This is a genomic window from Paraburkholderia sp. CNPSo 3274 (assembly GCF_024206475.1).
GTDB lineage: Bacteria > Pseudomonadota > Gammaproteobacteria > Burkholderiales > Burkholderiaceae > Paraburkholderia.
This window is the reverse complement of record NZ_JAMBPR010000013.1, coordinates 33,885-58,519: the sequence shown is the minus strand read 5'-3', so window position 1 is coordinate 58,519 and position 24,635 is coordinate 33,885. Positions and strand designations below refer to the sequence as shown.

Annotated in this window: 24 protein-coding genes; 12 read left to right on the top strand and 12 right to left on the bottom strand. The window is 66.1% G+C overall.

Annotation, left to right across the window (positions count from 1 at the left end; translation table 11 throughout):
- Window positions 1-222: 222 nt before the first annotated feature.
- A complete protein-coding gene (locus M3I54_RS11450) occupies window positions 223-510 on the top strand; it encodes a hypothetical protein (RefSeq protein ID WP_254335877.1) in 288 nt (95 codons plus the stop codon).
- 234 nt (window positions 511-744) lie between these two features.
- Here M3I54_RS11450 and M3I54_RS11445 read toward each other — a convergent pair whose 3' ends face one another.
- Entirely contained in the window at window positions 745-1,059 is a 315-nt protein-coding gene (locus M3I54_RS11445) for a hypothetical protein (RefSeq protein WP_254335875.1), read from the bottom strand.
- A gap of 276 nt (window positions 1,060-1,335) precedes the next feature.
- Between M3I54_RS11445 and M3I54_RS11440 the strand changes: the two genes are divergently transcribed.
- The 3 genes from M3I54_RS11440 (at window position 1,336) to M3I54_RS11430 (ending at window position 2,997) form a co-directional block, all read left to right on the top strand.
- Window positions 1,336-2,073: a YdcF family protein gene (locus tag M3I54_RS11440; RefSeq protein WP_375542128.1), complete on the top strand. Its 738-nt coding sequence runs from the start codon at window positions 1,336-1,338 to the stop codon at window positions 2,071-2,073.
- A 149-nt stretch (window positions 2,074-2,222) separates the two neighbouring features.
- Window positions 2,223-2,450 (top strand): hypothetical protein, encoded by a 228-nt coding sequence (locus tag M3I54_RS11435; RefSeq protein WP_254335873.1) that lies wholly within the window; start codon window positions 2,223-2,225, stop codon window positions 2,448-2,450.
- Between the two features lie 286 nt (window positions 2,451-2,736).
- Entirely contained in the window at window positions 2,737-2,997 is a 261-nt protein-coding gene (locus M3I54_RS11430) for a DNA-binding protein (RefSeq protein WP_133184189.1), read from the top strand.
- A 94-nt stretch (window positions 2,998-3,091) separates the two neighbouring features.
- Here the strand turns inward: M3I54_RS11430 and arfB are convergent, their stop codons facing one another.
- Window positions 3,092-3,496, bottom strand: coding sequence for an alternative ribosome rescue aminoacyl-tRNA hydrolase ArfB (arfB, locus tag M3I54_RS11425; RefSeq protein WP_254335872.1), 405 nt, complete (start codon window positions 3,494-3,496; stop codon window positions 3,092-3,094).
- Between the two features lie 243 nt (window positions 3,497-3,739).
- Here arfB and M3I54_RS11420 point away from each other — a divergent pair, with 243 nt between their 5' ends.
- A complete protein-coding gene (locus tag M3I54_RS11420; RefSeq protein ID WP_254335871.1) occupies window positions 3,740-4,411 on the top strand; it encodes a VC0807 family protein in 672 nt (223 codons plus the stop codon).
- A gap of 122 nt (window positions 4,412-4,533) precedes the next feature.
- Window positions 4,534-7,074 carry an FUSC family membrane protein gene (locus M3I54_RS11415; protein WP_254335870.1) on the top strand — a complete coding sequence of 847 codons (2,541 nt, stop codon included), beginning with the start codon at window positions 4,534-4,536 and terminating at the stop codon, window positions 7,072-7,074.
- A gap of 20 nt (window positions 7,075-7,094) precedes the next feature.
- Here M3I54_RS11415 and M3I54_RS11410 read toward each other — a convergent pair whose 3' ends face one another.
- Window positions 7,095-7,289 carry a hypothetical protein gene (locus tag M3I54_RS11410; protein WP_254335869.1) on the bottom strand — a complete coding sequence of 65 codons (195 nt, stop codon included), beginning with the start codon at window positions 7,287-7,289 and terminating at the stop codon, window positions 7,095-7,097.
- A gap of 83 nt (window positions 7,290-7,372) precedes the next feature.
- Window positions 7,373-7,834, bottom strand: coding sequence for an Lrp/AsnC family transcriptional regulator (locus M3I54_RS11405; protein WP_254335868.1), 462 nt, complete (start codon window positions 7,832-7,834; stop codon window positions 7,373-7,375).
- 125 nt (window positions 7,835-7,959) lie between these two features.
- Here M3I54_RS11405 and M3I54_RS11400 point away from each other — a divergent pair, with 125 nt between their 5' ends.
- On the top strand, window positions 7,960-8,568 hold the full coding sequence (locus M3I54_RS11400; RefSeq protein WP_254335867.1) for a cysteine dioxygenase family protein: 609 nt from the start codon (window positions 7,960-7,962) through the stop codon (window positions 8,566-8,568).
- A 207-nt stretch (window positions 8,569-8,775) separates the two neighbouring features.
- Here the strand turns inward: M3I54_RS11400 and M3I54_RS11395 are convergent, their stop codons facing one another.
- The 5 genes from M3I54_RS11395 to M3I54_RS11375 all read right to left on the bottom strand — a co-directional run bounded on the left by M3I54_RS11395 (window position 8,776) and on the right by M3I54_RS11375 (window position 13,755).
- Window positions 8,776-11,310 carry a mechanosensitive ion channel family protein gene (locus M3I54_RS11395; protein WP_375542127.1) on the bottom strand — a complete coding sequence of 845 codons (2,535 nt, stop codon included), beginning with the start codon at window positions 11,308-11,310 and terminating at the stop codon, window positions 8,776-8,778.
- A gap of 106 nt (window positions 11,311-11,416) precedes the next feature.
- Entirely contained in the window at window positions 11,417-12,061 is a 645-nt protein-coding gene (locus M3I54_RS11390; RefSeq protein ID WP_254335866.1) for an NAD(P)-dependent oxidoreductase, read from the bottom strand.
- 105 nt (window positions 12,062-12,166) lie between these two features.
- Complete coding sequence (locus M3I54_RS11385; RefSeq protein ID WP_254335865.1) at window positions 12,167-12,622, bottom strand: Rrf2 family transcriptional regulator; 456 nt, start codon at window positions 12,620-12,622, stop codon at window positions 12,167-12,169.
- A gap of 123 nt (window positions 12,623-12,745) precedes the next feature.
- Window positions 12,746-13,216, bottom strand: coding sequence for a hypothetical protein (locus tag M3I54_RS11380; RefSeq protein ID WP_254335863.1), 471 nt, complete (start codon window positions 13,214-13,216; stop codon window positions 12,746-12,748).
- 2 nt (window positions 13,217-13,218) lie between these two features.
- Window positions 13,219-13,755: a GNAT family N-acetyltransferase gene (locus M3I54_RS11375; RefSeq protein WP_254335861.1), complete on the bottom strand. Its 537-nt coding sequence runs from the start codon at window positions 13,753-13,755 to the stop codon at window positions 13,219-13,221.
- Window positions 13,756-13,814: 59 nt separating this feature from the next.
- Between M3I54_RS11375 and M3I54_RS11370 the strand changes: the two genes are divergently transcribed.
- Window positions 13,815-14,396 carry a DJ-1/PfpI family protein gene (locus M3I54_RS11370; protein ID WP_028204790.1) on the top strand — a complete coding sequence of 194 codons (582 nt, stop codon included), beginning with the start codon at window positions 13,815-13,817 and terminating at the stop codon, window positions 14,394-14,396.
- 114 nt (window positions 14,397-14,510) lie between these two features.
- Here the strand turns inward: M3I54_RS11370 and M3I54_RS11365 are convergent, their stop codons facing one another.
- Window positions 14,511-16,292 carry an ATP-binding protein gene (locus M3I54_RS11365; RefSeq protein ID WP_254335859.1) on the bottom strand — a complete coding sequence of 594 codons (1,782 nt, stop codon included), beginning with the start codon at window positions 16,290-16,292 and terminating at the stop codon, window positions 14,511-14,513.
- A gap of 405 nt (window positions 16,293-16,697) precedes the next feature.
- On the opposite strand from M3I54_RS11365, the gene M3I54_RS11360 reads away from it, so the two are divergent.
- On the top strand, window positions 16,698-17,900 hold the full coding sequence (locus M3I54_RS11360; RefSeq protein WP_254335856.1) for an ammonium transporter: 1,203 nt from the start codon (window positions 16,698-16,700) through the stop codon (window positions 17,898-17,900).
- A gap of 69 nt (window positions 17,901-17,969) precedes the next feature.
- Here M3I54_RS11360 and M3I54_RS11355 read toward each other — a convergent pair whose 3' ends face one another.
- Both M3I54_RS11355 and M3I54_RS11350 read right to left on the bottom strand, forming a co-directional pair.
- Window positions 17,970-18,719 carry an SDR family oxidoreductase gene (locus M3I54_RS11355; RefSeq protein WP_254335854.1) on the bottom strand — a complete coding sequence of 250 codons (750 nt, stop codon included), beginning with the start codon at window positions 18,717-18,719 and terminating at the stop codon, window positions 17,970-17,972.
- Between the two features lie 140 nt (window positions 18,720-18,859).
- Complete coding sequence (locus M3I54_RS11350) at window positions 18,860-19,777, bottom strand: LysR family transcriptional regulator (RefSeq protein WP_254335852.1); 918 nt, start codon at window positions 19,775-19,777, stop codon at window positions 18,860-18,862.
- Between the two features lie 274 nt (window positions 19,778-20,051).
- Here M3I54_RS11350 and M3I54_RS11345 point away from each other — a divergent pair, with 274 nt between their 5' ends.
- The 3 genes from M3I54_RS11345 to M3I54_RS11335 all read left to right on the top strand — a co-directional run bounded on the left by M3I54_RS11345 (window position 20,052) and on the right by M3I54_RS11335 (window position 24,629).
- Window positions 20,052-21,599: a class I adenylate-forming enzyme family protein gene (locus M3I54_RS11345; RefSeq protein ID WP_254335850.1), complete on the top strand. Its 1,548-nt coding sequence runs from the start codon at window positions 20,052-20,054 to the stop codon at window positions 21,597-21,599.
- Between the two features lie 458 nt (window positions 21,600-22,057).
- Complete coding sequence (locus M3I54_RS11340) at window positions 22,058-22,894, top strand: IclR family transcriptional regulator (RefSeq protein ID WP_254335848.1); 837 nt, start codon at window positions 22,058-22,060, stop codon at window positions 22,892-22,894.
- A gap of 388 nt (window positions 22,895-23,282) precedes the next feature.
- Window positions 23,283-24,629, top strand: coding sequence for an MdtA/MuxA family multidrug efflux RND transporter periplasmic adaptor subunit (locus M3I54_RS11335; protein WP_254335846.1), 1,347 nt, complete (start codon window positions 23,283-23,285; stop codon window positions 24,627-24,629).
- Window positions 24,630-24,635 lie beyond the last annotated feature (6 nt).

Sequence of the window (24,635 nt, the reverse complement as noted above, 5' to 3'; positions counted from 1 at the left end):
TTCCGCACCTCGTGGCTGCTGCAGACCGTTTTCCGGTCCTGCGCCAATAGCGCCGCCCCGTCCAGCCGATGCAGGCTGCATCGACATTGCCGCGTCCGCAACCCGGCGATCGGCACCGTGCGATACATCTCTTTACTAATATTTACAGCGCGCTTTCGCGCCCGACGTTAGCTTAGAAGCATGTCCATTAACGTCAAGAAACCGGATTGACTGGGAACCACCATGAAATCCATGAACCTGCACATTCGGGGCATCATGGTTTCGCTGTCCGCTCTCGCCCTCTTTGCGCCAACGGCCTCGTTCGTGTCGTTCAGTGCCGCGGCCCAGCCGCCGCATGTATCCGTACCGACATGGTCGGTGTCGCGCACAGGCACGCACGCCCTACCGCCCGTAGCGCCTGGCCCGAACGCCGGCAAACCGCCGGTGCCGCGCGGCGACTTGCGCGGCGACATTGCGGACAATGCCCGCCGCAGCGCGCCGCAGAGGCAGGAACCGACGCAGCGCCGGTAAGCCAGCGAAACACCATCGAGGGGACTGCCCGAACCGATGAAAGAGCAGCGATGACGGAGGGCGCCAAGACCGTCCGGCACGTCGCGGCTCAGCATATACCCTGCCCCGGGGAACCACCGCGCTTCATGTGCGGTCTACTCTTACGCCATCAAGCACAGCGTGGCAGCAGTAATTCCGGTAAGCCCGTATCTTTCGATGCGGGCTTTTTTTTAGCGCGACAAAGAGGACAAAGTGCTACTGGCTGGCTTCGAGGCCGGATTGGGGCACGCGCTCCGCGACGTAGTCGGCCACGCGATGCGCGCTCCACTGCACCGTGCGCTCGTCGCGTGCGAGCCGAGCGAATTCGGCGCGGCCGCGATCGGTCAGCACGGCGATATCGACCGGCGCATGGAAACCCGGCGCCGGCGCAACCGTGCGCTGACGGACAATGTCCATCATGCCGAGATCGCGCAAATACTGGAACACTTCAGGACGACGCGCCCACGGAACCTGCCGATACTGCACCCGCCGTAGCGCTTCGAGTACTGCTTCGTTGGAATACGTGCTCATCTCACTTCTTTCTTAAAATGCAGTCCTGCGATCATTGAGCCTCGCGCGAGCCGGCTGCGGCGCAATGCGGACCTGAGAACGGCGCAGTCTGTGCCCTGGCGGGCCCACGCGCCCCATCCGTGCGCTGTGCAGCGGCAGGGACTGCAGGTTATCCGGGCCCCCGTAAAAGCGGCTTCACCGCTTCCCGCACGGCCAACGCCGCGCCACGCCACGCTCGCGGCGCAAAACTCGGTTGGACGCACATTTTCCCGAAAACAATACGTTACCTCATCCAAATTGATTCTAATCGTTTTGTTTGCGCTATTTATTGCGCTCGGCCTGCTGTGGCGCAGCGCGCGCTGGCGTGTCGCAGCCTGTGCGGCCGGGGTCTTCTGGTTGCTCGCGGCCGGCTGGCTCACCGGGGTGCTGCTCGATATCGCCCAACCGGAGTTATATCGCACTCCCTACGATCAGGCGAAAATCGGCCCAGCGCACTTCGGTGCGCGCACCGCCATCATCATGCTGGGCGGCGGCACCGAATCCCGCGACGGCCAACTAGTCCCCGAGCGCGACGTCTACGCACGCATTGCCCTTGCCGCCGAACTGCACGCGCAGTGCGTACGCGCGGGGGGCACCTGCCGCGTGATCGTGAGTGGCGGCAACCCGCAACACCATACGAGCGCCGAGGCCGACAACTACGCGCCCTACCTGCTGCGCGCCGGTGTGCCGAGCGCCGACCTCGTGCTCGAAAACCAGAGCCTCACGACGTATCAGAACGCGCGCAACGTCGCGCCCATCGTCAGGGCCGGGAACGAGGAAACGCTCCTGCTCGTGACGTCCTCGTACCAGATGCGCCGCGCGATGCTCGATTTCCAGCGCTTCGATATGAACCCGCTGCCCGCGGTTTCCAACGTGCGCCGCGTCGAGCGCGGCCTGCTCCCGCGCATAGCGAATCTCAAGTCCGCCGAAACGGCGCTCCACGAATCGATTGGAGTTGCCCAGTTTTATGTGTATCGGATGATCGGCTGGTTCTAGTATGACCGTTAGGCGCCGCCAGATGTAACGAGATGTAACTCCCGTGCGAACGTCTTACACGATGTCATCTGGCGCGAGTATTTGATCGTTAGAATGACATGTCCATGCTGCTTGGACTGGGTCCATAAACCGCTCCTTCGGAGGTAGAGATGAAAAAAGTGTCCCTCGCAGTCCTGATTTCACTTTCCGCACTGGCGGGCGCTGCGCATGCGCAGTCCGATAACGGCATCACGATGAGCACCGACCCGGCCAAGGCCGACGACGTCCTGCAACGCGCGCAGGCCCTGCAGCAGCAACAGGAAGCCACGCCCGCGCCGGCGCCCATGATGCATCACAAGTCGGGGCATTCGCATCACAAGAAGGCCCCCGCCCAGTAAGAACAGGCGAGGCCTTGCCGCGCGCTGCCCGGCGCACGCGGGCAGCGCCCTCCCGGGAATGAAGCCGATGCCGGTCTAGCCGCCATCGGCTTTTTTTCGCCGCGCCATCCCGCTGCGTTTGTGGCCCTGCGCGCTTCGCCGCCGCGCCGACGCGCCAGCGCGGTATGCTAAAGTCGCGCACCTCGAAAACGCCCCGGTCGGCTAGACGCGGTCGGCTAGACGCGGTCGGCCAGACGCGGTCGGCATAGACCCAACCTTTTGTGCGCGCCACGCGCGGAGAAACACAATGAGCAACATCCAGCTCGACATCGAATGGACCGAAGCGGCCTCGCGCAAGATCGAAAAGCTGATGCCGCGCGGCGGCAACCAGGACGCGTATCTCGCGCTGCCCCCCATCGAATGCCTGCCGATGGAAGGCGACGTGCTGTTTCTCGGCCCGGCCGGCAAGCAGCAGCCGTTCATCGTGGCGGAGCGTCAATACCATCACGAAGGCGACGCGGACTGGACCATCATCCTGATTCTCGACGTGCCCGACACGGCGCACTGAGCGCCTCACGCGGGCGCCCTCTCCCGGCATCACCTCTGCCCGCCCGCCGTCGGGCGAGCACCTGCTATAGACGGCAGTTGCGCGGCTCTGGTCGCTATTCCGATACGCGCCGACGCCCCGCCTTCACCTCACCGGTGCGCGCCTTGCTGTCGAGCCGGCGCAGCTTCGAGGCGCGCGTGGGGCGCGTCGCCACGCGCGCCTTGCGCGTCACGCTCACGCTGTCGACCAGTTCCTCGAGGCGCGCAAGCGCGGCCACGCGGTTCTGTTCCTGGGTGCGGTATTCCTGCGACTTGATCACGACGACGCCCTCGCTCGTAATCCGACGGTCGGCGAGCGCGAGCAAGCGCATCTTGAGCACCTCGGGCAACGACGAGGCGCGGATGTCGAAACGCAGGTGAATCGCGCTCGACACCTTGTTCACGTTCTGGCCGCCCGCGCCCTGTGCGCGAACGGCGACGAGTTCGATTTCCTGCAACGGGATGGGCGCGCGGGCGGTCATGGGCAAATGGAAAGAAAGCAGGCCGCATCGGGCCGGGCACGCGGCAGTGTCGCACAGCGCGGCTGAATCGGCTCAGGCATGACACAAGCGTGACATCCCCAGCGCAAGCGGCAAGCCGGTCCACCGCAGGCATGCGAAATGCCGCCACGCAGTCGGCCGGCTGCGCAGCCAGTTTGCCGCCACGCTGCGCATGAACCATACTGGCGACATTTCCTTGGGCGACCCCTCAGGAGCACGCACCCCATGAAGCTGCGTCCAGCATTCGTTGCCGAACTGGCGGTCAACCTGCTGCTTCCCTGGGTCGCCTACCGTCTCGCCGAGCCGCACTGGGGCGAAGTCGGCGGCCTCATTGCCTCGGCCGCGCCGCCGCTTGCCTGGAGCATCGTCGAACTGGTGCGCTTTCGGCGCGTAGATGCGCTCTCCGCCGTCATTCTGCTCGGCATCGTGCTCTCGCTGCTCGCCGTGGCGTTCGGCGGCAGCCCGCGCATGCTGTTGATGCGCGAAAGCCTCGCCTCAGGCGCGATCGGCGCCGCGTTCCTGATCTCACTTCTGGCGAAGCGCCCGCTCGTGTTCTATCTCACACGCGCGACGGTCGCGCGCGAGACGCGCGAGGGTGTCGCGCGGCTCGAACAGCTCTGGAAGGAGAACGCGAGCTTCGCGGCGGCCATGCGGCTACTCACGTTCATCTGGGGCTTCGGGCTTTGTCTCGACTCCGCGCTGCGCACTTACCTGGCCGCGACCTGGCCGATCGAGCGCTTTCTCGTCGTCTCGCCGATCATCGGTTATGGCGTGTTCGGCGGCCTGATGGCCTGGACCTTCTGGTATCGCACGCGCATGCGGCGCATTCACGGCACGCACGGCCTGCTCGGCGACGCTGCCGCCACAACGAACGCGAACACGCTCAGCGTGGACTGAGGCGTCGGCGCCAGCTTCGGCCCGGCGCGGCACGCATCCGCGGTCAGATCGAGCCCGAAATACGTTAGACTCAGCGCCACAGTCCGCGGCGTACCGCCCGCTCTCGAACTTCCCGGCAGTCGATGCGCTACTCCGTAGAAATCAGGAAATTCCTCTATAGCCAGTACTTTTACGGCGGCCTGCGCATCGCGATCGGGATCTCGCTTCCCGCTGTCCTGTGCCTGTTCGTGTTTCACAAGAGCGAGCTGGGCTTCACCATCTCGACCGGCGCGCTCGGTGCCTGCGTGGTCGACATGCCGGGGCCGCTCAAGTACAAGCGCAACGAAATGCTCGCGTGCAGCATGATCGGGTTTCTCTCCGCTTACGCGACCGGCCTCGCCACCTTCAGTCCCATCGCGCTATGGGCCACCGTGGTGCCGCTCACCTTCGCGCTCTCGCTGATCGTGGTCTACGGCAACCGCTGGCCGCAGATCAGCTTCGCCACCCTCTTCATGATGGTGATGACGCTCGAGGAGCATTTCACGCCGCACCTCGCCCTCGTCAATGCGCTGTGGATTCTGCTGGGCGGCCTCTGGTACACGGCGTGGTCGACCTTGATCAGCCAGCTCATGTTCGATCGCATCGAGCAGCAGGCGCTCGCCGAAAGCGTGTTCGCCTGCGCCGACTACCTGCTCGCACGCGCCCAGTTCTTCGACCTCGACAACGATCTCGACGAGTGCTATCGCAACCTCGTCGCGAAGCAGATCGCCGCCGTCGAGCGCCAGGACGCGGCGCGCGATATCGTGCTGCGCAACCTGCCCAGACTCAGGGCCGGCAAGATCGATGCGCGGCGCGCGATGCACTTCAACCTGTTCATCAACACGGTCGATCTGCATGAGCTGTTCGTGGGCGCGCACACCGACTACCCACTCGTGCGCAACACCTTCGGCGGCTCCGACCTGCTCGTGTTCTACCGCGACCTGATCCGCAAGGCCGCCGCCGATCTCGAAGACATTGGCCTCGCGGTGCTGCAAAACGAGGCGCCGCGCGCGAGCGTGAACGTGAAGGCCGAGTTGCGCGCCATCGAATACGAACTCGAGCTGCTGAAAAAGCGCGACCTGGCCACGACCGACCCGGAGGCCTATGCGGCGATCTCGGCGTCGTTCCGGCGTATCTGGAGCGCGACACGACTGATCGACCGCATGCGCCGCAGCCTCGCGAGCGAAGTGCCGACGACCGAAACCGAGCTGCGCATCGACGAGGCGCTCACACGCTTCGTGACGAACCGACGCGTGTCCTGGCTGCAGATTTTCTCGAATCTCACGATGGCCTCGCCGAGCTTTCGCCACGCGCTGCGCGTGACGATCGCCGTGGCGGTGGGCTTCTGGCTCGGGCGGCTTCTGCCGCTCACCAACGCCTACTGGATCGTGATGACGAGCATCATCATCCTGAAGCCAGGCTACTCGCTCACGCGCCAGCGCAACGCGCAGCGTATCGTCGGCACGCTGATCGGCTGTGTCGCGAGCATTGCGTTGATCCTGCTCGTGAAGCAGCCGCTCGTGCTGCTCGTCTCGATGTTCGCGGCGATGGTGATGAGCTACAGCCTCCTGCTCTTCAACTACACGGCGAGCGTGGTGTTCACGTCGGCCTACGTGCTCCTGATGTTCCATCTGCTCGCGCCGGGCAGCATGCGCATCATCGGCGAGCGCGCGATCGACACGGTGGTGGGCTGCATGATCGCCATCGCCGCGAGCCATCTGTTCCCGTACTGGGAATACCGTCTGATGGGCAAGCTCGTGCACGACATGATCGCCGCGACACGCAGCTATCTCGAGGCAAGCTGGTGGTGGAGCGGGCGCACGAACGCGCCGCAGCCAGCGTTCGCGGGGGCCGCGGTGAGCGAGGCCGGCGCACGCGTGGCCGCCGCCCATGCAGCGCCCACGGCGACGTTCGCAGCCGAAGCGGGCGGCGTGGCGAATACGGTGTCGAGCAGCGTGAGCGCAGTGGCGAGCGCTTCGGCAAACGCAGCGAGCGTCGTTGACGAACCCGTCGCCGCCACCTCCACCGCCGCAACCATCGACGACTCCCCCACAGCCAGCGCTCCCGGCTCGCCTGTGTCGGCCGTGGGCGCGAAAGCCACTGCACAAACCGCGCAGGCCGCTGCGGGCGCAGCCGCAACAGCGCCCTCGCTCGCGCGCGACTTCCGCTACCGGCTCGCGCGCAAAAACGTACACGTGGCGTTTGCGAATCTCGGCCAGGCGTTCCAGCGCATGATGCTCGAACCGAAGGCTGCGCAGAAGTTCGTGCCTGAGCTCAACGACCTGCTCGTGCGCAGCCACGTGCTCGCCTCGCAGATCACGGCCACCGCCCCGCTCCTGCGCAGCACCGCGCGGCCCGAGCAGCCAGAGATCAAGCTCGACGCGCTCGAGCGCGCGCTTTCGTGCGTGCGCGAGAACCTCGTCGCCGCTGAAGCGGGCACGCCTGCGCCCGTCGATCAGGCCGACATCACGAAGCAGCTCACGCGCGAACTCGATGCGATGGTGGTGGAAGCCGAGCGCGCGCTCGGCGCCTCCGCGGAACTTTCCCAGGAACTCAAGCTGCTCGCACACCAGTGCAAGCAGATGATCACGGCGTCCTGGCTCATTCGCCGGGACGCGAGCGTCATCCGGCTACCGGAGGAATAACAAGGAGAAGGCCCGGCGCGTCACTGCGTCGAGCCGCTGGCTTGCGAGGCGGCCGTGCTCGCAGATGCATTCGCCCCGCCAGCGCCAACGGTCTCTTCATACTCGCGCTTGCTTTTCAGCGCGTTGAACAGCACGGTGCCGATCACGAACAGCACCACCACGACGATGAGCACGGCAACGCCAATGGTGGGGTTCTTCTTGCGCGGTTCGTTCATCGGTCGTGCCCAGCCTCGAATTGGATGACAGGAACGGGCATTCTACGCCGCCATGCCTTGCAGACGGCTTGCGCCGCGAGCCGTTAGGTGCCGCTGCGCACCGGCAGCGCCGTCGAATATTTGAGCTGCTCCATCGCGAAGCTCGAACTGACGTCGAACAGCGGCACGGCGCGAATGAGCTGCTTGTAGACGCGGTCGAAGTCGTCGATATCGGAGACCACGATGCGCAGCAGGTAGTCGGTCTCTCCGCTCATCCGATACGCCTCGACGATCTCGGGAATCTCCTGCACGGCGCGCGTGAAAGTCTGCGCCCATGCCTCGGTGTGCTGGTTCGTGCGCACGGCGACGAATACCGTTGTCCCCACGCCAAGCTTGCGCGGGTCGCACAACGCGACCTGCGCGCGGATCACCCCCGTTTCCTTCAGACGCTGCACGCGCTTCCAGCACGGCGTTTGCGAAAGATTGACTTTCTGCGCCAATTCCGCGACCGGCATGGTCGCGTCCTGCTGCAGCAGCTCAACCAGCTTTCTGTCGATGAGATCCATTTCCGCACTCCCCGAAACGTAGAAATTTATTCTACACGATGGGCAAACGGGAAAAGAATAGGAAAACTCTTTCTAGGCGCGAACAGCTATAAATCTTCTTGTAGAAACCGGAAGAAGAACACGCCATGAACGCCCCTGCCGAACTCGCCCTGCTGAGCACCGTCCACGCCGCCGAGCAGCACGCTGCCGCCGTCGCGCGCTTTACCGCCGCACTCGACGCCGCCTTCGATGGCTGCGCGATGCCCGGCGACCCGTCGCGCTGCGCACGCTTCGCGCGCGGCATGCGCGCGGCGCTCACGCGTGCGCTCGCCGACCCGGCGCTCGTCACGCGCGCGCAGCGCGAAGGCAGCGCCGACACGTATCGGCGTCATGTCATCGCGGCCGACAGCCGCGGCCGCTACACGGTCGCGGCGCTGGTCTGGCAGCCGGGCCACGCGAGCCCGATCCATGCGCATCACACCTGGTGCGGTTACGCCGTGCTCGACGGCACGCTGACCGAAACGCTCTACGCGTGGGACGACGCACGCCAGGGCGCCGACGTGGTTCGCTCGCATCCGCGCGCAAGCGGAGCGGTGTCGTTCGGCGGACGCGGTCGCGCCGGCATTCACAGGCTTTCGAACGGCAGCGACGTGCAGGCCGTCTCGCTGCATGTCTACGGAGTGGCCGTCGACCACATCGCCACGCAGGTCAACAACGTGCTGCCGCTCGTGCGCAATACGGCGCTCGCCTCTTAACGCGACTGCCCCATATCCATCGAAGGCGCCATAGTCCGTTGCTGTGCGCCCTCGTTGACCGGGGAGTGCGCCGCATCGCGCCGGGCCGCTTCGAGAATGCGCTGGCGCGATTGCTCCGGTCTACATCGTGTCGGGTCTGAGCGCCGAAGCACTCGCGCAACTGCGGCGCGACAAGGTGATTTGAGTTGGCCTGCGCGGCGCAGACGTTCAGCCGCGGCTGCCCGCCGTGGGAATCTGCGGCGGCGCGCCCTCGGGGCCCGCCGTCGGCGGCGGCGCGGGCCGCGGCTCGTGCGAGGCATCGCGCGCTATGCCGCCACCCGCGCGCGCGCCAGGCGGATGCGGCTGACCATGTGCCGCGCCGTGCGGCTCCTCGACATCGCCGCTGTGCGTGGACATGTGCACCTGCATCTGCGGCACCGGCATCTCGATGCCGGCTTCGTCCATGTGGCGCTTCAGGCGCGCATTGAACGCACGCGCCACGCTCCACTGCTGCAGCGGCCGCGTCTTGATTTGCCCTTTTACGACCATCCAGTTCGGGTCGAACCGATCGAGCCCCCACACCTCCACGGGCCCAAGTATCTCGCGGCGATAGCGGAAGTCGGCCACGAGTTCTGCGCCGGTCTCGCGAATCATGCGCGTAACCGTATCGAGATCGACCGAGAACGGCACGCGTACTTCGAACACGGCAAACGCGAAATCGCGGGAGAGGTTCTTCACGATCTTGATTTGCGAGAACGGAATGGCGTGGATCGCGCCCTGCCCGTCGCGCAGCCGCACGGTGCGGATCGACAGATGCTCGACCGTGCCCGCATGGCCGTTGTCGATGTCGATCCAGTCGCCTACCGAAATTGTCTCCTCGATGATGATGAAAAGACCGGTGATGAGATCGGCTACGAGCGACTGCGCGCCAAAGCCGATGGCAAGACCGATCACGCCCGCGCCAGCGAGCAGCGGCGTGACGTTGATGCCGAGATTCGCCGCGGTGACGATGCCGGTGATGGTGAGGATCGTCACGAGCACCGCGTTGCGCACGAGCGGCAACATGGTGCGCGCGCGCGTGCTGGGCGCGCGGCCCTTGGTGCGCGGACCGCTTGGATTGAGCGCTTCGAGAATCGCGGTGTCGACCGTGATCCACACGAGCCACGCGAGAAACACCGTCGACACGATCGCGAAAATGGCGTGCGCGATGCCGCGCGCGGCCACGCTCGCCTCGATGATCGCGGCGAGCGAAATGTCCCAGAGGCGCGCGCACGATTCGAAATACGCGAACCAGATGAACACCACGAGCAGCGTGCCGGCAAAGCGCAGCAGGCGCCGCAGATACGGCGAGCGCCGCCGCACGCGTGCGGGGTTCGGGCGCGTGATGCGCAGCACGACCGCCGAGAGAAAGAACGCGAGCACGAGCAGGAGCGCGGAGACCACGGAGATCTGCAGCACGTCGTCGCGGCTGCCGATGCCGCCGAACGTGGCGACGATCGATGCGCCGGCGAGCAGCAACATCGGTAGTTGCCAGAGCGAGGCGAGCACGTCGAGGACTTCGGTGAGCGCCTTGTGGCCGTGGCGCAGCGAATAGCTGCGGTTGCGGATGAGATGCGCGACCGGCCGCCGGAAGCCGATGGCGAACACGACCGTCAGCACCGCGGCCGCCATGTTCGCCGCGGTGCTCACCAGTGCGGACAGGTTCGCGCCCAACTGACGCGCGACTTCGAAATTGGTCGCGGCGTCGCCGAGTGCGGCCAGCACGCCGATCGCGAAGAGCAGCCGGCGCGAGCGCGCGATCAGAAGGCGGACGGCCGCGCGCCGGTGCCCCGAGCCGAACAGCGAAAACATGATCAGACAGATCGACGAGAACACCGCGCCCGCGACGATCGCATAGGCGATCACGAGGGCGAGCGTGCGCCCGAGCGCGTCCGGCAGCGAGCGCTCGACCACGAGCGCGCCGAGGAACGCCACGATCCATGGCGCCGCGCGATGCACGACGAAAATGAGCAGATCGATAGTGCGCGGATCGGGCCGCAGGCCGGTTTCGACATCGAAACGCCTGAGCAGCCGCCGCTCGAGCCAGCGCAGCACCGCCGCGCAGGCGCCCCAGCCGGCCAGCATGGCGAACAGATCGAACACGACGCGGCCGAGGCTTTCGCCCTCGCCGCCCGAGGCGATGTCATAAAGCTCGACACCAGCTGCTCTGAAGCGCCCCGCCCAGTAATGAAACGGACTGCGTCCGCGCCGCGCGTCCGCCTCGACCGAAGCGAGCCCCGACGCGATTGCGCCCAGCAGCCCCGAGGTCGCCGCCGCGCCCGAAGCGGGCGCGGGCGCCACGTTTTGCGACGCGCTGCGCAGCTTCTTGAGCTGATTCAGGAGCGCGGTGCGCTGGCGCTCGTTGTCGAGCGTGGCGATGACGCTGTCGAGCGAGCGCGTGAACTCAGCCTGGCTCGCGGGGGACGGCGCCGAAGCTGCCTCTGCCGCCGAAGCCCCCGAGGCAGCCGCCGGCGCCCCGGTAATGATGCTCTTGAGCACGGGCAGCACGGGCGCCGGCACGGCCTGGGCGGCGGCCCGCACCGGCATGGCGAGGCACGCCGCGAGGCATGCGAGGAGCATGAGCGCGCGAACGAGCGCACGAAGAAGCGCGCGAACACACAAGCGCGCCGGCGCGGCGCGTGAAAGTAGTGCACGATCCGCCGGACAGAAGCGCATGCGCGACGGCCCGGCGCCCGCGCCATCGCGTCCGATGCTGGAATTCATGGCGGAGGGGCAAAAACAGGACGTTCCAGTTTAGCCGCACTCCGCCTCCCCGCGCCTCGCGCGTGCGTAACAGTTTGTCAGCGCGAAGGGAGCGCCGCTTCGCGCCTCAGTAGGCCACCGTTGCGATCTGACGAATGAAGCGGCCCTGCTCCAGCTCGTCGACGAAGGCGATCGCGTAGTCCTCGGCCGAGATGCGGCTCTCGCCCTTCGCATCGGCAATCAGCGTATTGGCGCCGGTGCGGAACGCGCCCGTGCGCTCGCCGGGTGCGATGATCGCGGCCGGCGCGAAGAAGGTCCAGTCGATGTCGGTGACCGTGCGGAAGTAGTCGAACGCCTCGCGATGGGCGAGCGCGATCGCCTTGTAGGCGTCCGGGAAGCCTTCGGTATCGACGAGCTGCTTGCCGGGCGCAACCTCCAGCGAGCCGGCGCCGCCCACCACCACGAGACGCTCGAGCCCCGCCGCGCGCACGCCTTCCACGAGCGCGCGGCTCGCGACCAGCAGATCGCCGAGCAGATCCTTGGGCGGCGCGTAGGCGCTCGCCACCACATCATGGCCGCTCACCGCGGCGGCGACGCTCGCCGCGTCGAGCAGATCGGCCTTCGCCGCGTGGATGTTCGGTGCGGCCGTCACACGCTCGGGCTGGCGCACCAGCGCGCTCACCTGGTGGCCGCGGCGCGCCGCTTCGGCGGCAATGCGCGAACCGACCATGCCCGTTGCGCCAAAGAGGGCGATTTTCAGCGTCTTGCTCATGAACTGACTCCTGTTTTCCGTATTTATGTAACTAACAACGTTACATTTCAGGGGTGAAAAAACGGGGCAATGCCCCGCTGATGAATCTGCCCGCGCGCCTTCCGCTCAGGCCCGCCGCGCCCGCGCGCGTTCGAGTTTGCGCTCGCTGCGCGCCATGTCGTCAACAACGTCCGCGAGCGTGCGGGATGCGAGCGACCCCTCCATCGCGCGCTGTGCGTCGTCGATGACACCGCGCAGCGTCTGCTGGATATGACGCCCGACGAGGCAAGCGGGATTCGGCTCCTCGCGATGCATAGCAAACAACTGCGCGTCGTCGACCGCATGGTAGACGTCGAGCAGCGTGATCGCCTGCGGTTCGCGCGCCAGCAGCGCGCCACCGCCCGCGCCCAGTTGCGACGCCGTGAGGCCCGCGCTGGCAAGCATCGACAGGAGCCTGCGAATCAGCGCGGGATTCGTGTTCACGCTTCCCGCGATGATCTCCGACGACAGCGGCACGCCCTCCTGCTGCGCTAGCAACGCAAGCACGTGAACGGCAAAAGCGAAACGGCTACTCGTATTCACGGCGAACCTGCCACTGCTGAGCCGCGCGCGTATGTATCGAACCACGCGCCAAAAAGTGTAACCATCATAATTACATTAATTCGTAGCGTCAACCCGTCCAGTGCAGTTCGCACGGCTGCAGCGTTACTTCGAGGCATCCGATGCCTGCCCCGGCGCCGACGCGGCCTCTGCTGCATTGCTCGCCCAGCGTTGCAACGAGTGCCCCGCATTCGTCAAACCGGTGCCGGTGGCCGCGGCGGCCTGCCCGAGCAAGGCTTGCGCCGTGCTTGCCGCGCCGCGCAACTGGCCCTGCGCCGACGAAGCCAGTTGGGCCGTCGAGGCGCTCGCCTGCTGACCTTGCGATGCCGCCGAATCGAGCTTCTGCTGCGCCGCACCGAGTTGCTGGTTCACGAAACTCGCAGCCTTGCCGAGCGTTTGCGCCGCCTGCTGCGCGGCCTGGTTGGCGGCGTCCTGCGTGGCCTGCTTCACGGCGTCGGCGGACTGCTTGCTCAGATCGGGCGCGGAAGCGTCCTGCTTGTTACATCCGGCGGCGAGCGCCACACACACGAGCAGGGAGGCAAGCGTCAGCCTTTGCGTCGAAACCTTCGAAAACATGGTTATCCTGAAAAATTCGCCGCATGAAGCGGCTTGCATAGATGAAAACGCGGCAATGATACGCCGTCGCGCAAGACCCATTCCGACGAAATAAGCGAAAAGCCCGCGCGCTCGAAAACCGGCCGCGACACCGCGCTCGCGTCGGCGCCCAATACCGTCGAGCCCGCCTCGCGCGCGAGCGCTTCGAGCCGCGCCAGCAACGCCGTCGCGAGGCCGCGACGCGACCATGCCGGCGCGACGTAAAGCATCTCGACGTGATCGAGCGGAAAGAGCTGACCGAACGCCGCTGCCGCACCGTCACACTGCGCCACGAGCGTCACGCCGCGCGCGAGGCGCGCGTCGAAGTCCGCGAGATCGTCGGCGGCCGCGGCCCAGGCGGCGCGCTGCGCCGCGTCGTAGCGCGATGCCGCGAGCGTGGTCACGGACGCGCGAAACAAGGCGGCAAGCGCGCTCGCGTCGCGGCCCGGCACGTAGCGCCGCCAGTCGGCGGTTTGCAGTGCATCGCCCGCGACGCCATGCTTTGCGAAATCGTCAAACATGATGGGGTAGACTGCCTTCGCGCACGATCCGTTCCACCGTCCACCTCTGGAGACAAACGATGGCCGTCAAGAAGATCCTGTTCCTCACCGGCGATTTCGCCGAAGACTACGAAACGATGGTGCCGTTCCAGGCGCTGCAGGCCGTCGGCCACCGCGTCGACGCCGTGTGCCCCGGCAAGAAGGCCGGCGAGCGCGTGAAGACCGCCATCCACGACTTCGAGGGCGACCAGACCTACACCGAAAAGCCGGGGCACCAGTTCGCGCTCAACGCGACCTTCGACGAAATCGACGCCGCCAGCTACGACGCGCTCGCCATTGCAGGCGGCCGCGCGCCCGAATACCTGCGCCTCGACCCGAAGGTCATCGAAATGGTGCGTCACTTCGCCCAGGCGAACAAGCCGATCGCGGCGATCTGCCATGCGGCCCAACTGCTCGCCGCGGCCGAGGTGATCCGTGGCAAGCGCATTTCGGCCTATCCGGCCTGCGCCCCCGAGGTGCGGCTCGCGGGTGGCGAATACGCCGACATCGCCATCGACAGCGCCGTGACGGACGCCCCCTTCGTCACCGCGCCGGCGTGGCCCGCTCATCCCGAATGGCTGCGCCAGTTCCTCGCGCTCCTCGGTACGCGCATCGAGCCGTGAGCGAGCGCTGATCCACTCGCGCGTCGCGCCTGTCTTGCACGGGGCGCGGCGCGCGCCGACCGCCAGTTCGGACTGGTCCGATGTCACCGCATCGCGCCGCTGGCCTGGAAGTGTCTAAGCGCCTGCGGGTGGTCGCAACGCCGTTGCGGGTCCCGCCCTTGACTCGCTTCGAACGCTGCCCTTCGCGTTCGCGCCACCCGTCCCATCGCTCGCACCATACCCTGCAAGGCCACCGGGCGATGCTTCCGTACGCTCCGCGCGTTCGAGCGCGCTGATGATCTGCTCCGCGTCGCCGGGCAAAGGCGGCGCGACCGCAAGCGCGTCGGGCAGCGACAGATAGAACGTCGTCCCCTCGCCTTCCATCGACTCCACCCACACGCGCCCGCCGTGCCGCTCCACCACGCGGCGCACGAGCGCGAGCCCGATGCCCTCGCCCGGTGCCACATTGCCGTGCATGCGCTGGAACGCCTGAAAGAGCCGCGGCAAGCCCACCTCGGGAATGCCAAGCCCGTTGTCGCGCACATAGAAAATCTGCAGCGACTCCACGCCCGGCGGCGCATGAGCCGTGCCGATCTCGACGCGCCCGTCGCGCGCCGGATCGAGATAGTTGAGCGCGTTGCCGATCAGGTTTGCAAACACCTGCTCCAGCGCCGTCGGGTCGCCCCATACGTCGGGCAGCGTTTGCACGCTCACCTGCGCGCCGCGTGCGCGGATCGAGGCGTGCATCGCGTCGACCACGCGCTGCACCAGCTCCTGTACGCTCACGCGCTGTCGCCGGTACTCCACGCGCCCCACGCGCGCGAGCCGCAGCAACGCGTCGATGATGTGCGATGCGCGCAACACGGCCGTTTGCAGATAGCGCAGCGCCTCGCCGATATCCTCGTTGATGGTCCGCTCGATGCGCTCGCGCGCCTGTGGTGAAAGCGAAGAATTCGCGATGCGCTCGCGCAGGTCGTTGCACGCGTGATTGAGTTCGCGCGAGAAGCCCTGCAGGTTCACGAGCGGCGCGCGCAGATCGTGCGACACGCCGTGGATGAACATCTCGTTTTCCTGAGTCTGCTGGCGCAGGTTTTCGTTGATGCGCGCGAGCTGGTCCGCGCGCCGCGCGAGGTCGGCCTGAAAACCGAGGCGCAGCCGCTCGGCTTCGATCAGTCGCTGGCTGATCTGGTGCAGCGTGAGATCGAGTTCGGCGATTTCGTCGTTGCCCGCCGCGAGCGGCGCGAGCGGTTCGTTTGCGGCCAGCCGGTTCGCGTTGTCGGAAAGCGCATCGAGCCGCCCGCGCACACCGCGCGTAAAGACCCAGACGGCGAGCGCGACCAGCACGATCGAGCCGAGCACGGCCGTCATCACGAGCGTCTGCTGCTGGGCGCGCGCCGCTTCGGCGGCGGAAACCCGCAACACGTCGAGGCGGCGCTCCTCGGTCTGGAACGAGACGATCTGTGTGCGCACGCGGTCGAGCACATCGGCGGCCATGAGCGCGCGAAAGCGCTCGGCGAGGTCGGCGCGGCGGCCCGAGCGCAGCAGATCCTGCACGCGATCCGACCATTGGCGATAGTTCTGCACGGCGTGGCGAATCTGCACGGCGCGCTCGACCTGCGAGGGATTATCGGGGACGAGATCGACGAGCCTGTCGATGCGGCGGTCGACGTCCATCCACATCGAAACCGGTGTGGAGTAGCTCGTGTCGTTGGCCGCCACCGCGCCGCGCAGCTTGACCGACTCGACCAGCACCGGTTCGAGCACGCGCGACGCCTGCGCCAGCACGGCCTGGCTGTGCTGGCCCCAGCGCTCGGCGGCGGCGGCGTCGGTCTCGGCCTTCACGATGGCTGATAGCAAGCTCAGTTCGAATACGGCGGGAATCGCGATCAGCAGAAGCCCTTTGGTCGTGAGGCGCATTGCGTGGCGGGTACCGGGCGACCGGACGTGCGTGAGGTGGGAATCTGACCATTATGTCGACGTTTGCGCCCTATGTGCGCCCGAAGTTTGCCCCTCACGAAAACCGGAGATTATTTCGATTAGCCGACAATTCATTGATATGGAAAGGAAAATCGAATACCTCGCCCTATTCTGGCGCGCGATTTCCCCACCTTTGCGCGCAGGCCCCGAGATTGTGCCGGACGTGGTGCATGCGCCCCAGATACCCGCACCCGGACCGACGACACGGTACCGACTATTTTCCCGCATCGGTGCACGGCCGCACCGGCTTGACGCCTGTTGCGCCGCGAATTCACCAGTTTGGCGCCGAAGCTGGCCCGCATCTTGCTCACTATGCGCCCATTTTGGGCAAACTGGGTACGCCAGATGGACAATCTCAAGACCGGCACCGACACGCTATTCCTGCTGCTGGGCGCCGCCATGGTGCTCGCCATGCACGCGGGGTTCGCGTTTCTCGAACTCGGCACCGTGCGCAAGAAGAACCAGGTCAATGCGCTCGTGAAGATCCTCGTCGATTTTTCGATTTCGACGATCGCCTACTTCTTCATCGGCTATACGCTCGCCTACGGCGTGCAGTTCTTCTCGCGCGCCGACGTGCTCGCCGAGCACAACGGCTACGCGCTCGTGCGCTTCTTCTTCCTGCTCACCTTCGCGGCGGCCATTCCGGCCATCGTGTCCGGCGGCATTGCCGAGCGCTCGAAGTTCAATCCGCAGCTGTTCGCGACCTTCGTGATCGTCGGCTTCATCTACCCGTTCTTCGAGGGAATGGTGTGGAACAACCGCCTCGGTTTCGAGGATGCGATGACGCACGTGTTCGGCGTGCCGTTCCATGACTTCGCGGGCTCGGTGGTCGTCCACGCTTTCGGCGGCTGGATCGCGCTGCCGGCCGTGCTGCTGCTCGGGCCGCGCCACGGCCGCTACACGCGCGACGGCCGCATCGCCGCGCATCCGCCTTCGAACATCCCGTTTCTCGCGCTCGGCGCATGGGTGCTCGCGGTGGGCTGGTTCGGCTTCAACGTGATGAGCGCGCAGACCATCGACAAGATCAGCGGTCTCGTCGCCGTCAACTCGCTCATGGCGATGGTGGGCGGCACGCTCGCCGCGTGGTTCGCGGGCCGCAACGATCCGGGCTTCACGTACAACGGGCCGCTCGCGGGGCTCGTGGCCGTGTGCGCGGGCTCGGACATCATGCATCCGCTCGGCGCGCTCGCGACGGGTGCGGTAGCCGGCGCGCTGTTCGTCTATATGTTTACCTGCGTGCAAAACCGCTGGCGCATCGACGACGTGCTCGGTGTGTGGCCGCTGCACGGCCTGTGCGGCGCGTGGGGCGGCATCGCCGCGGGTATTTTTGGTCAGCGGTGGCTCGGCGGGCTCGGCGGCGTCTCGCTCGGCGCGCAGATCGTCGGCACGATTGCGGGCATCGTGATCGCCTTTCTTGGCGGCCTCGTGGTGTACGGCCTGCTGCGCAAATTCGTCGGCCTGCGCATCGATCGAGAACAGGAATTCAACGGCACCGACCTGTCGATCCACAAGATCACGGCCACGCCCGAACGCGAAACGGTTTCCTGACCGACGCGCAATACGCTCATGCGGGCGGCGCCCTGCCGCCCGCACTCGGTACACATCACTGACGGACCATCAAAGCTGGCCCATGCCACCGGCAACGATCACCTCGGTGCCGATCATGAAGGCCGACTCGTCTGCGCTCAGATGCAGCACGGTCGAGGCGATCTCTTCCACCGTCGCAAAGCGCTTGAGCGGCACCAGCCCACGAATCGATTCCTCGGCCGCCGCGAGCGCGGCCGCGTCCATGCCGAACTTGTTGTAGAGCGGCGTCTTCACGGGCCCGGGGCTCACCACATTCACGCGAATGCCGCGCGGCAGCAGTTCGGCCGATAGCGTCTTGGCGAACGAGATCAGCGCGGCCTTGCTCGCCGCATACACCGACGAAGTGGGCATGCCGATATGCGCGTTGATCGAGCCGTTGAGCACGATGGCCGCACCTTCGCGCAGCACCGGCAGGAGCGACTGAATCTGGAAGTACGCGCCCTTCACGTTGGTGTCGAAGGTGACGTCCCAGAGCGCTTCGTCCACTTGCTCGAACGGCGCGAGCTTCGCCACGCCCGCGTTGATGAACACCGCGTCGAGGCGCAGGCCGGCGTCGCGCACGGCGGCGGCCAACTCGCGCGCGCCGGTGATCGAGGCCGCGTCGTTGCGCCAGGCGTGCGCGTTCGGGCCGAGCGCGACCCGCGCGGCTTCGAGCCCGGCTTCATCGCGGCCAGTGACGATGACGTGCGCGCCTTCGGCGGCATAGGCGTGTGCGGCAGCAAGGCCAATGCCGCTGGTTCCGCCGGTGACGAGGACAGTTTTGTTTGCAAAGCGGTTCATGACGTTCTCCTTGAAGGGGATGGTCTCGATCTGAGACTGTGATGCCATATTGCCGGGCGGCGCGCCGCCTGCCGTACGATGGTCCTGGCGCAAACGTTCGAAGCCATCGAACGTTTGCGCCAGTGCGCGGGTAGCCTGCTTCAGCCCGTGACCTCGATTCCTTCCACGAGGCGCTTTGCAAGACGCGCCTCGCGCAGCCTGTCGATCCACCATTGCAGTGCGCGCCCCACGTGCTCGCCGCGCCACGCCACGTAAAGCACGTTCGGCTCGCGCGGGTTCGCCGTGACTTTCTCGACCAGTTCGCCGCGCTCGATGAGCCTCGCCGCGCGCCGCCGAGGCACCCAGCCGACACCCAGCCCCTCGCGCTGCGCGAGGATCTTCGCGCGCATCGACGGCACCGCCAGCACCTCCTGCCCCCCGAGCAGCCCGTAGCCGCGGCCGGGCGTGAGGCGCGCAGAATCGCCGACCGCCACCCCGCGCTCGGCCAGCATGCGCTCGCGCGTGAGCGGCGCCTTCTCGCGCGCGAGCCGATGGCGCGGCGCCACCGCGAACACCCAATCCATCACGCCGAGTTCGAACCAGTGCAAACCGTCGATGGCGGGCGGCTCGTTGGTTGCGCCGACGATGAGATCGGCGCGGCCGTCGCGCAGCGCCTCCCAGGTGCCGGAGAGCACCTCGTGCGTGAAACGCAGCTTGACGCCCGACTGCAGCGCGTCGAAGTCGCGGATCACCGGCATCAACAGTTCGAATTCGAGGATCTCGTCGGTGACGATCCACAAGCGGTCTTCCCAGCCGTTCGCGACCTGCCGCACGCGCTGCGTCATGCGCGCGACGTCCTGCATAAGGCGGCTCGCCTCCTCGGCGAGCAGATGTCCGGCCGGCGTAAGCTGCAGCCGGTAGCGCCGGCGGTCGAAGAGCAGCGCGTCGAAGCGCGCCTCGAGTTGGCGCGCGGCATGCGAAATCGTGGAAGGCGCCTTGTTCAGGCGTGCCGCCGCGCGCGACAGGCTGCCGGTTTCGCGGATGGCGTCGAGCAACGCCAGTTCCTCTTCGGAGAGCATGTGCGACTCCATCGAACGGGTGATCAGGCGATGGTATGGCAAAAACGGGGCGTGAGTCCGCACATATGACGCCGCGTTGCGGGCAGACTGTCAAAGTCGCCTTGACGGTCTGTCGAAAAAATTTGTCGTTGTCTAGCGTAGTTACCCGGCAGAAAATCGAACGCACGTTCACAAACGACGAAGCGTGGCCGCGCGCGCACCAGAAGGGAGACCATTGCGCAAGAGAACCGGATCACTCCATCGCGAAGACATCTTTCCAGTGAGGTATGAGGCCATGTCCGTGAAGTCCCCGTCACCCGACTCACCGTTCGTCGACTTGACCGCCATGATTCGCCAACGTGCGGCGGAACACGGCGCGCATGCGGCAATTGTCTGCGAAGGCGAGACGGTCACGTTCGCCGCGCTCGAGGCGCTGATCGACCGCTGTGCCGCCGCGCTGCAGCGTGATGGACTGGCACCCGAAGACGTCGTTGCCATCTGTGCGTCGAGTTCCATCCAATATGCCGCCGTATTCTTCGGCGCGCTCAGAGCGGGACTGGCGGTCGCCCCGCTGTCGCCCTCCACCCATCCGGACAGCCTCGTCGCCATACTGGACAACTCCCGGGCGCAAATCCTCTTCGCCGACGACGCGGTTTGCCAGTCGCTTGCGGGCGTCACGTTGCCGCCTGCGCTGCCCGTCATCAACGTCAGTGCAACCGGGCAATACGACGCCTGGCTGGCGCCCGTGGGCGCCGCGCCCTCGTACGTGGAAATTCGGCCGGAGTGGGCGTTCAACATCATCTACTCGTCTGGCACGACGGGTGCGCCCAAAGGGATCGTGCAGTCGCACGCGATGCGCTACGCCTATACGCTGCGTAGCGTCGAACGCGGATACGGGCCGGACTCCGTCACCTTGATAGCTACGCCGCTCTATTCGAACACCACGCTGGTGAGCTTCTTCCCGACGCTGGCGCTCGGCGGAACGGTTGTCCTCATGCCCAGGTTCGACGCGAAGCAATATCTCGAACTTGCCGGGCGCAAGCACGTCACGCACACGATGCTGGTGCCGGTGCAATACCAACGTATCCTCGGCCATCCGGACTTCGATCGCTACGACCTGTCCAGTTTCCGCGCGAAGTTCTGCACGAGCGCGCCTTTCGCGGCCGACCTCAAGGCGGACGCCCTCCGCAGATGGCCAGGCAAGCTCACCGAGTTCTATGGCATGACTGAAGGCGGCGCGTCGTGCGAGCTTTGCGCGGACGAGTTTCCCAACAAGCTGCACACCGTTGGCCGCCCGCTGAACGGCCATGAAATGCGCCTGATCGATGCCGACGGACGCGAGGTCGCCGCCGGGGAAGCGGGTGAAATCGTCGGGCGTTCGCCTGCCATGATGACCGGCTACTACCGGCAACCGGACAAGACGGCGCAAGCCGAGTGGTACGACAGCGATGGCCGGCGCTTCATCCGAACCGGGGATGTCGGCCGCTTCGACGACGACGGCTTCCTCGTGCTGATGGACCGCAAGAAGGACATGATCATCTCGGGCGGCTTCAACATCTACCCAAGCGATCTGGAACAGGTGCTCGCCCGGCACCCCGAAGTCGTTGAATCTGCGGTGGTTGGCGTGCCATCGCCACGCTGGGGCGAAACGCCGGTGGCGTTCGTCACGCTCGAGCGCGGTTCGGCATTGGCCGCCGACGAACTCACCGCCTGGGCCAACGGGCAATTGGGGAAGATGCAACGACTTGCCGACGTGGTGATTGTCGACGCGCTACCGCGCAGCCCGATAGGCAAGGTGCTCAAACGTGAGTTGCGGGATCGCTTTAGCGGCGAGGTCGCCTGATCGGCCGCTAATCGCCCGTTTGCAGCCGGGCGAAAAAAAAGCGCCACGTTTGCACGTGGCGCCTTGAAAAGTTCTAGCCATTCCGAGGGCCGTGCTAGAACCTGAGAGACGGTATTCGGGCTAAGCCGTGCCATCGAAAAACAAAGCGCAATTATGCGAATTGCATAGCGCAAGGCACATTAAAACCCCGCGAGTTTGCGGGGTTGAGGCGTATTGCCGAAATCGGGTTCCATTTTTTACCTACGTGCTGACTAAGTCAAGCAAAATCTCGCCAAAATGCGCCAATCGTCGAGCATCTGGCATCCATTACAATCGTCTGAAAATTTGCGCCCTAATTTAGGGAGCGCCGCGTTGATCAAACGCAAACGGCCTTACTGCGCAGCAAGCCCGCGTTGACTTTGTAACACCTCGCGCGAAATCTCAAATCTGAAATCCTGTTTCGGAAAATTGTCCCGCCAATGACTTCCGCATCCGATTCGCGCAATTCTGACGAAACTCGGCGAGATAAAGACAGCGGCGCCGACGAAGTGACCGCGCTCGCGCGCGGTCTTGCCGTCCTGCGCTGCGTCGCGGCCGCCGACGCGCCGCTCAGCAACCGCGAACTGACCGAGCTGACGGGCATTCCCAAGCCCACGCTTTCGCGGCTCACCGGCACGCTCGTGAGCACGGGCTTTCTCGCCCGGTTGCCCGACAGCGAACGCTTCGTGCTCACGTCGTCGGTGCTGGAGCTGTCCAACGGCTTCTTGCGCAACTCCGACATCCGCAGCCGTGCGCGGCCTTTTCTCACGCGGCTTGCCGAGCGCACCGCGCTCTCGGTGCACCTCACCGTGCGCGACCGTCTGGACATGGTCGTGATCGACGCGATTCGCCCGCGCACCGCCGTGCTCGTTACGCGCCTCGAGGTCGGTTCGCGTATCGACATGGGACGCACCGCCGTCGGGCGCGCCTACCTCGCCGCGCTCGACCCGCACGGGCGCGCCGAACTCACCGCCGCGCTGCAGACCTCGAGCGGCAACGACTGGGGCGTTTTCGGCAGCCGGCTCGACGCCGCGCTCGCCGAGACCGCCGCCGACGGCTATGGGCTCGCGATCGGCGAGTGGTACGAGGGGCTCAACGCCATCGCGACGGCGTTCGCGGGCCCCCACGGCGAAATCTACGCCATCAACTGCGGCGGCGCCTCGCAGCAGTGCCCGCGCGAGTGGCTCGTCACCCATGTCGTGCCGCTGATGCGCGAATGCACCGCGCGTATCGTCGACGAAATTGGCGGCGCCCTGCGCCTGCCCCACTTGACCTGACAATGCGAGCGCTTGCGCCTTACAAAAAACACACGAAGGGTGTAACGCTCGTAACGTCTCGAAAGAAACGGCACTGGACTGTAACGAAGGGGGCAACGTAGCATCATGCTTTTTGGCGTCAAGGGCCTGCCGAGCTGCCGCCCTTCGCGTGCAACGCCAGCCAGCCGCCCGTGAAGCCGTCCATGCCCGTGAACGCATGGCGCGGCATTCGGCCCGGAGCGCGGCGCGTCCTGACATCTTGCTTGCGCACGCCATGCGTAGCATCGGCGCGCGCCCGCTGTGCCGGCTCCGTGCGCGGTTTGCGTGCGCTTCGCGGCCCGCACCTATAGTCCGCTCAGCCAAGAGCCTTCGAGAACCTCGCTTCGAGAACCTGTTACCGACCTGACCGATGGATCAACGAGAAAAGCGCCCGGATTCCCCCCGTAAAGAAACGACGCCGCAGTCCCCCGCTCCGGTCGCCGCGAGGCGCAGCAAGGGAAAGTTCATCGTGCTGGGTGTGGTCATTTTGATCGCCGGCATCGTGCTCGCGCGCTGGCAACCGTGGAACAAGGCGCTCTCGGGCGGCGACGCCACACCGGCGGCCGGTGCGCGCATGCGTCACGGCGGTCCGGGCGCCATGGCCAACCTGCCGCAGCCAGTGAGCGTGGCCACGGCGAAGGCCGGCGACATGCCCATCGTCATCACCGCGCTCGGCACGGTCACGCCGCTGGCCGACATCACGGTGCGCACACAACTATCCGGCACGCTTCAGGACGTGTACTTCCAGGAAGGCCAGATGGTGACAAAGGGCGATGTGCTCGCGCAGATCGACCCGCGCCCGTACCAGATCTCGCTCGCCAACGCCGAAGGCCAGCTCGCCCGCGACCAGGCGCTGCTCGCCACGGCGCGCCTCGACCTCAAGCGCTACCAGACGCTGCTCTCGCAAGACTCGATCGCGAGCCAGCAGGTCGACACGCAGGCCTCGCTCGTCAAGCAATATGAGGGCACCGTCAAGTCCGATCAGGCCAGCGTCGATACCTACAAGCTCGACCTCACCTACGCGCGCATCACGGCGCCCGTTTCGGGCCGCGTGGGCCTGCGCCAGGTCGATCCGGGCAACTACGTGACGCCCAGCGACACCAACGGCATCGTCGTGCTCACGCAGCTCGAGCCGATCAGCGTGATCTTCACGACTTCGGAGGACAACCTGCCCCCCATCATGAAGCAGCTGCGCGCGGGCACGAAAATGTCGGTCGCGGCCTACGACCGCAGCAACACGACGATGCTGGAAGCCGGCTCGCTCCAGACCATCGACAACCAGATCGACACCACCACAGGCACCGTCAAGCTGCGCGCGAGCTTCACGAACCACGAACAAGGGCTCTTTCCGAATCAGTTCGTGAACGCGCGCCTGCTCGTCGATACGATCCATGACGCCGTGATCGTACCCACGTCGGCCGTGCTCAACGGCTCGCAAGGGCAGTACGTCTATGTCGCGAAGCCCGACAACACGGTGACGGTGCGGCTCGTGAAGGTCGGCCCCGTCGATGCCGAGCGCACCAGCATCGCCTCGGGCCTCGCCGTGGGCGAGCGCGTGGTGACCGACGGCTCCGACCGTCTGCGCGAAGGCGCGAAGATCACGATTCCCGCCGAGCATGCGCAACACGCGAAGGGGGCATCGGGCGCATCGTCGGCCGGCGCGGCCTCGGGCGCGCGTCATGGCCACCGCCACGCATCGCAGACGCAAGCCCAGTAAGCCAGC

Coding starts and splice junctions, on each gene's coding strand:
- M3I54_RS11450 (WP_254335877.1), top strand. CDS start 223: ATGAAATCCATGAACCTGCACATTCGGGGCATCATGGTTTCGCTGTCC.
- M3I54_RS11445 (WP_254335875.1), bottom strand. CDS start 1,059: ATGAGCACGTATTCCAACGAAGCAGTACTCGAAGCGCTACGGCGGGTG.
- M3I54_RS11435 (WP_254335873.1), top strand. CDS start 2,223: ATGAAAAAAGTGTCCCTCGCAGTCCTGATTTCACTTTCCGCACTGGCG.
- M3I54_RS11430 (WP_133184189.1), top strand. CDS start 2,737: ATGAGCAACATCCAGCTCGACATCGAATGGACCGAAGCGGCCTCGCGC.
- arfB (WP_254335872.1), bottom strand. CDS start 3,496: ATGACCGCCCGCGCGCCCATCCCGTTGCAGGAAATCGAACTCGTCGCC.
- M3I54_RS11420 (WP_254335871.1), top strand. CDS start 3,740: ATGAAGCTGCGTCCAGCATTCGTTGCCGAACTGGCGGTCAACCTGCTG.
- M3I54_RS11415 (WP_254335870.1), top strand. CDS start 4,534: ATGCGCTACTCCGTAGAAATCAGGAAATTCCTCTATAGCCAGTACTTT.
- M3I54_RS11410 (WP_254335869.1), bottom strand. CDS start 7,289: ATGAACGAACCGCGCAAGAAGAACCCCACCATTGGCGTTGCCGTGCTC.
- M3I54_RS11405 (WP_254335868.1), bottom strand. CDS start 7,834: ATGGATCTCATCGACAGAAAGCTGGTTGAGCTGCTGCAGCAGGACGCG.
- M3I54_RS11400 (WP_254335867.1), top strand. CDS start 7,960: ATGAACGCCCCTGCCGAACTCGCCCTGCTGAGCACCGTCCACGCCGCC.
- M3I54_RS11395 (WP_375542127.1), bottom strand. CDS start 11,310: ATGAATTCCAGCATCGGACGCGATGGCGCGGGCGCCGGGCCGTCGCGC.
- M3I54_RS11390 (WP_254335866.1), bottom strand. CDS start 12,061: ATGAGCAAGACGCTGAAAATCGCCCTCTTTGGCGCAACGGGCATGGTC.
- M3I54_RS11380 (WP_254335863.1), bottom strand. CDS start 13,216: ATGTTTTCGAAGGTTTCGACGCAAAGGCTGACGCTTGCCTCCCTGCTC.
- M3I54_RS11375 (WP_254335861.1), bottom strand. CDS start 13,755: ATGTTTGACGATTTCGCAAAGCATGGCGTCGCGGGCGATGCACTGCAA.
- M3I54_RS11370 (WP_028204790.1), top strand. CDS start 13,815: ATGGCCGTCAAGAAGATCCTGTTCCTCACCGGCGATTTCGCCGAAGAC.
- M3I54_RS11365 (WP_254335859.1), bottom strand. CDS start 16,292: ATGCGCCTCACGACCAAAGGGCTTCTGCTGATCGCGATTCCCGCCGTA.
- M3I54_RS11360 (WP_254335856.1), top strand. CDS start 16,698: ATGGACAATCTCAAGACCGGCACCGACACGCTATTCCTGCTGCTGGGC.
- M3I54_RS11355 (WP_254335854.1), bottom strand. CDS start 18,719: ATGAACCGCTTTGCAAACAAAACTGTCCTCGTCACCGGCGGAACCAGC.
- M3I54_RS11350 (WP_254335852.1), bottom strand. CDS start 19,777: ATGCTCTCCGAAGAGGAACTGGCGTTGCTCGACGCCATCCGCGAAACC.
- M3I54_RS11345 (WP_254335850.1), top strand. CDS start 20,052: ATGTCCGTGAAGTCCCCGTCACCCGACTCACCGTTCGTCGACTTGACC.
- M3I54_RS11340 (WP_254335848.1), top strand. CDS start 22,058: ATGACTTCCGCATCCGATTCGCGCAATTCTGACGAAACTCGGCGAGAT.
- M3I54_RS11335 (WP_254335846.1), top strand. CDS start 23,283: ATGGATCAACGAGAAAAGCGCCCGGATTCCCCCCGTAAAGAAACGACG.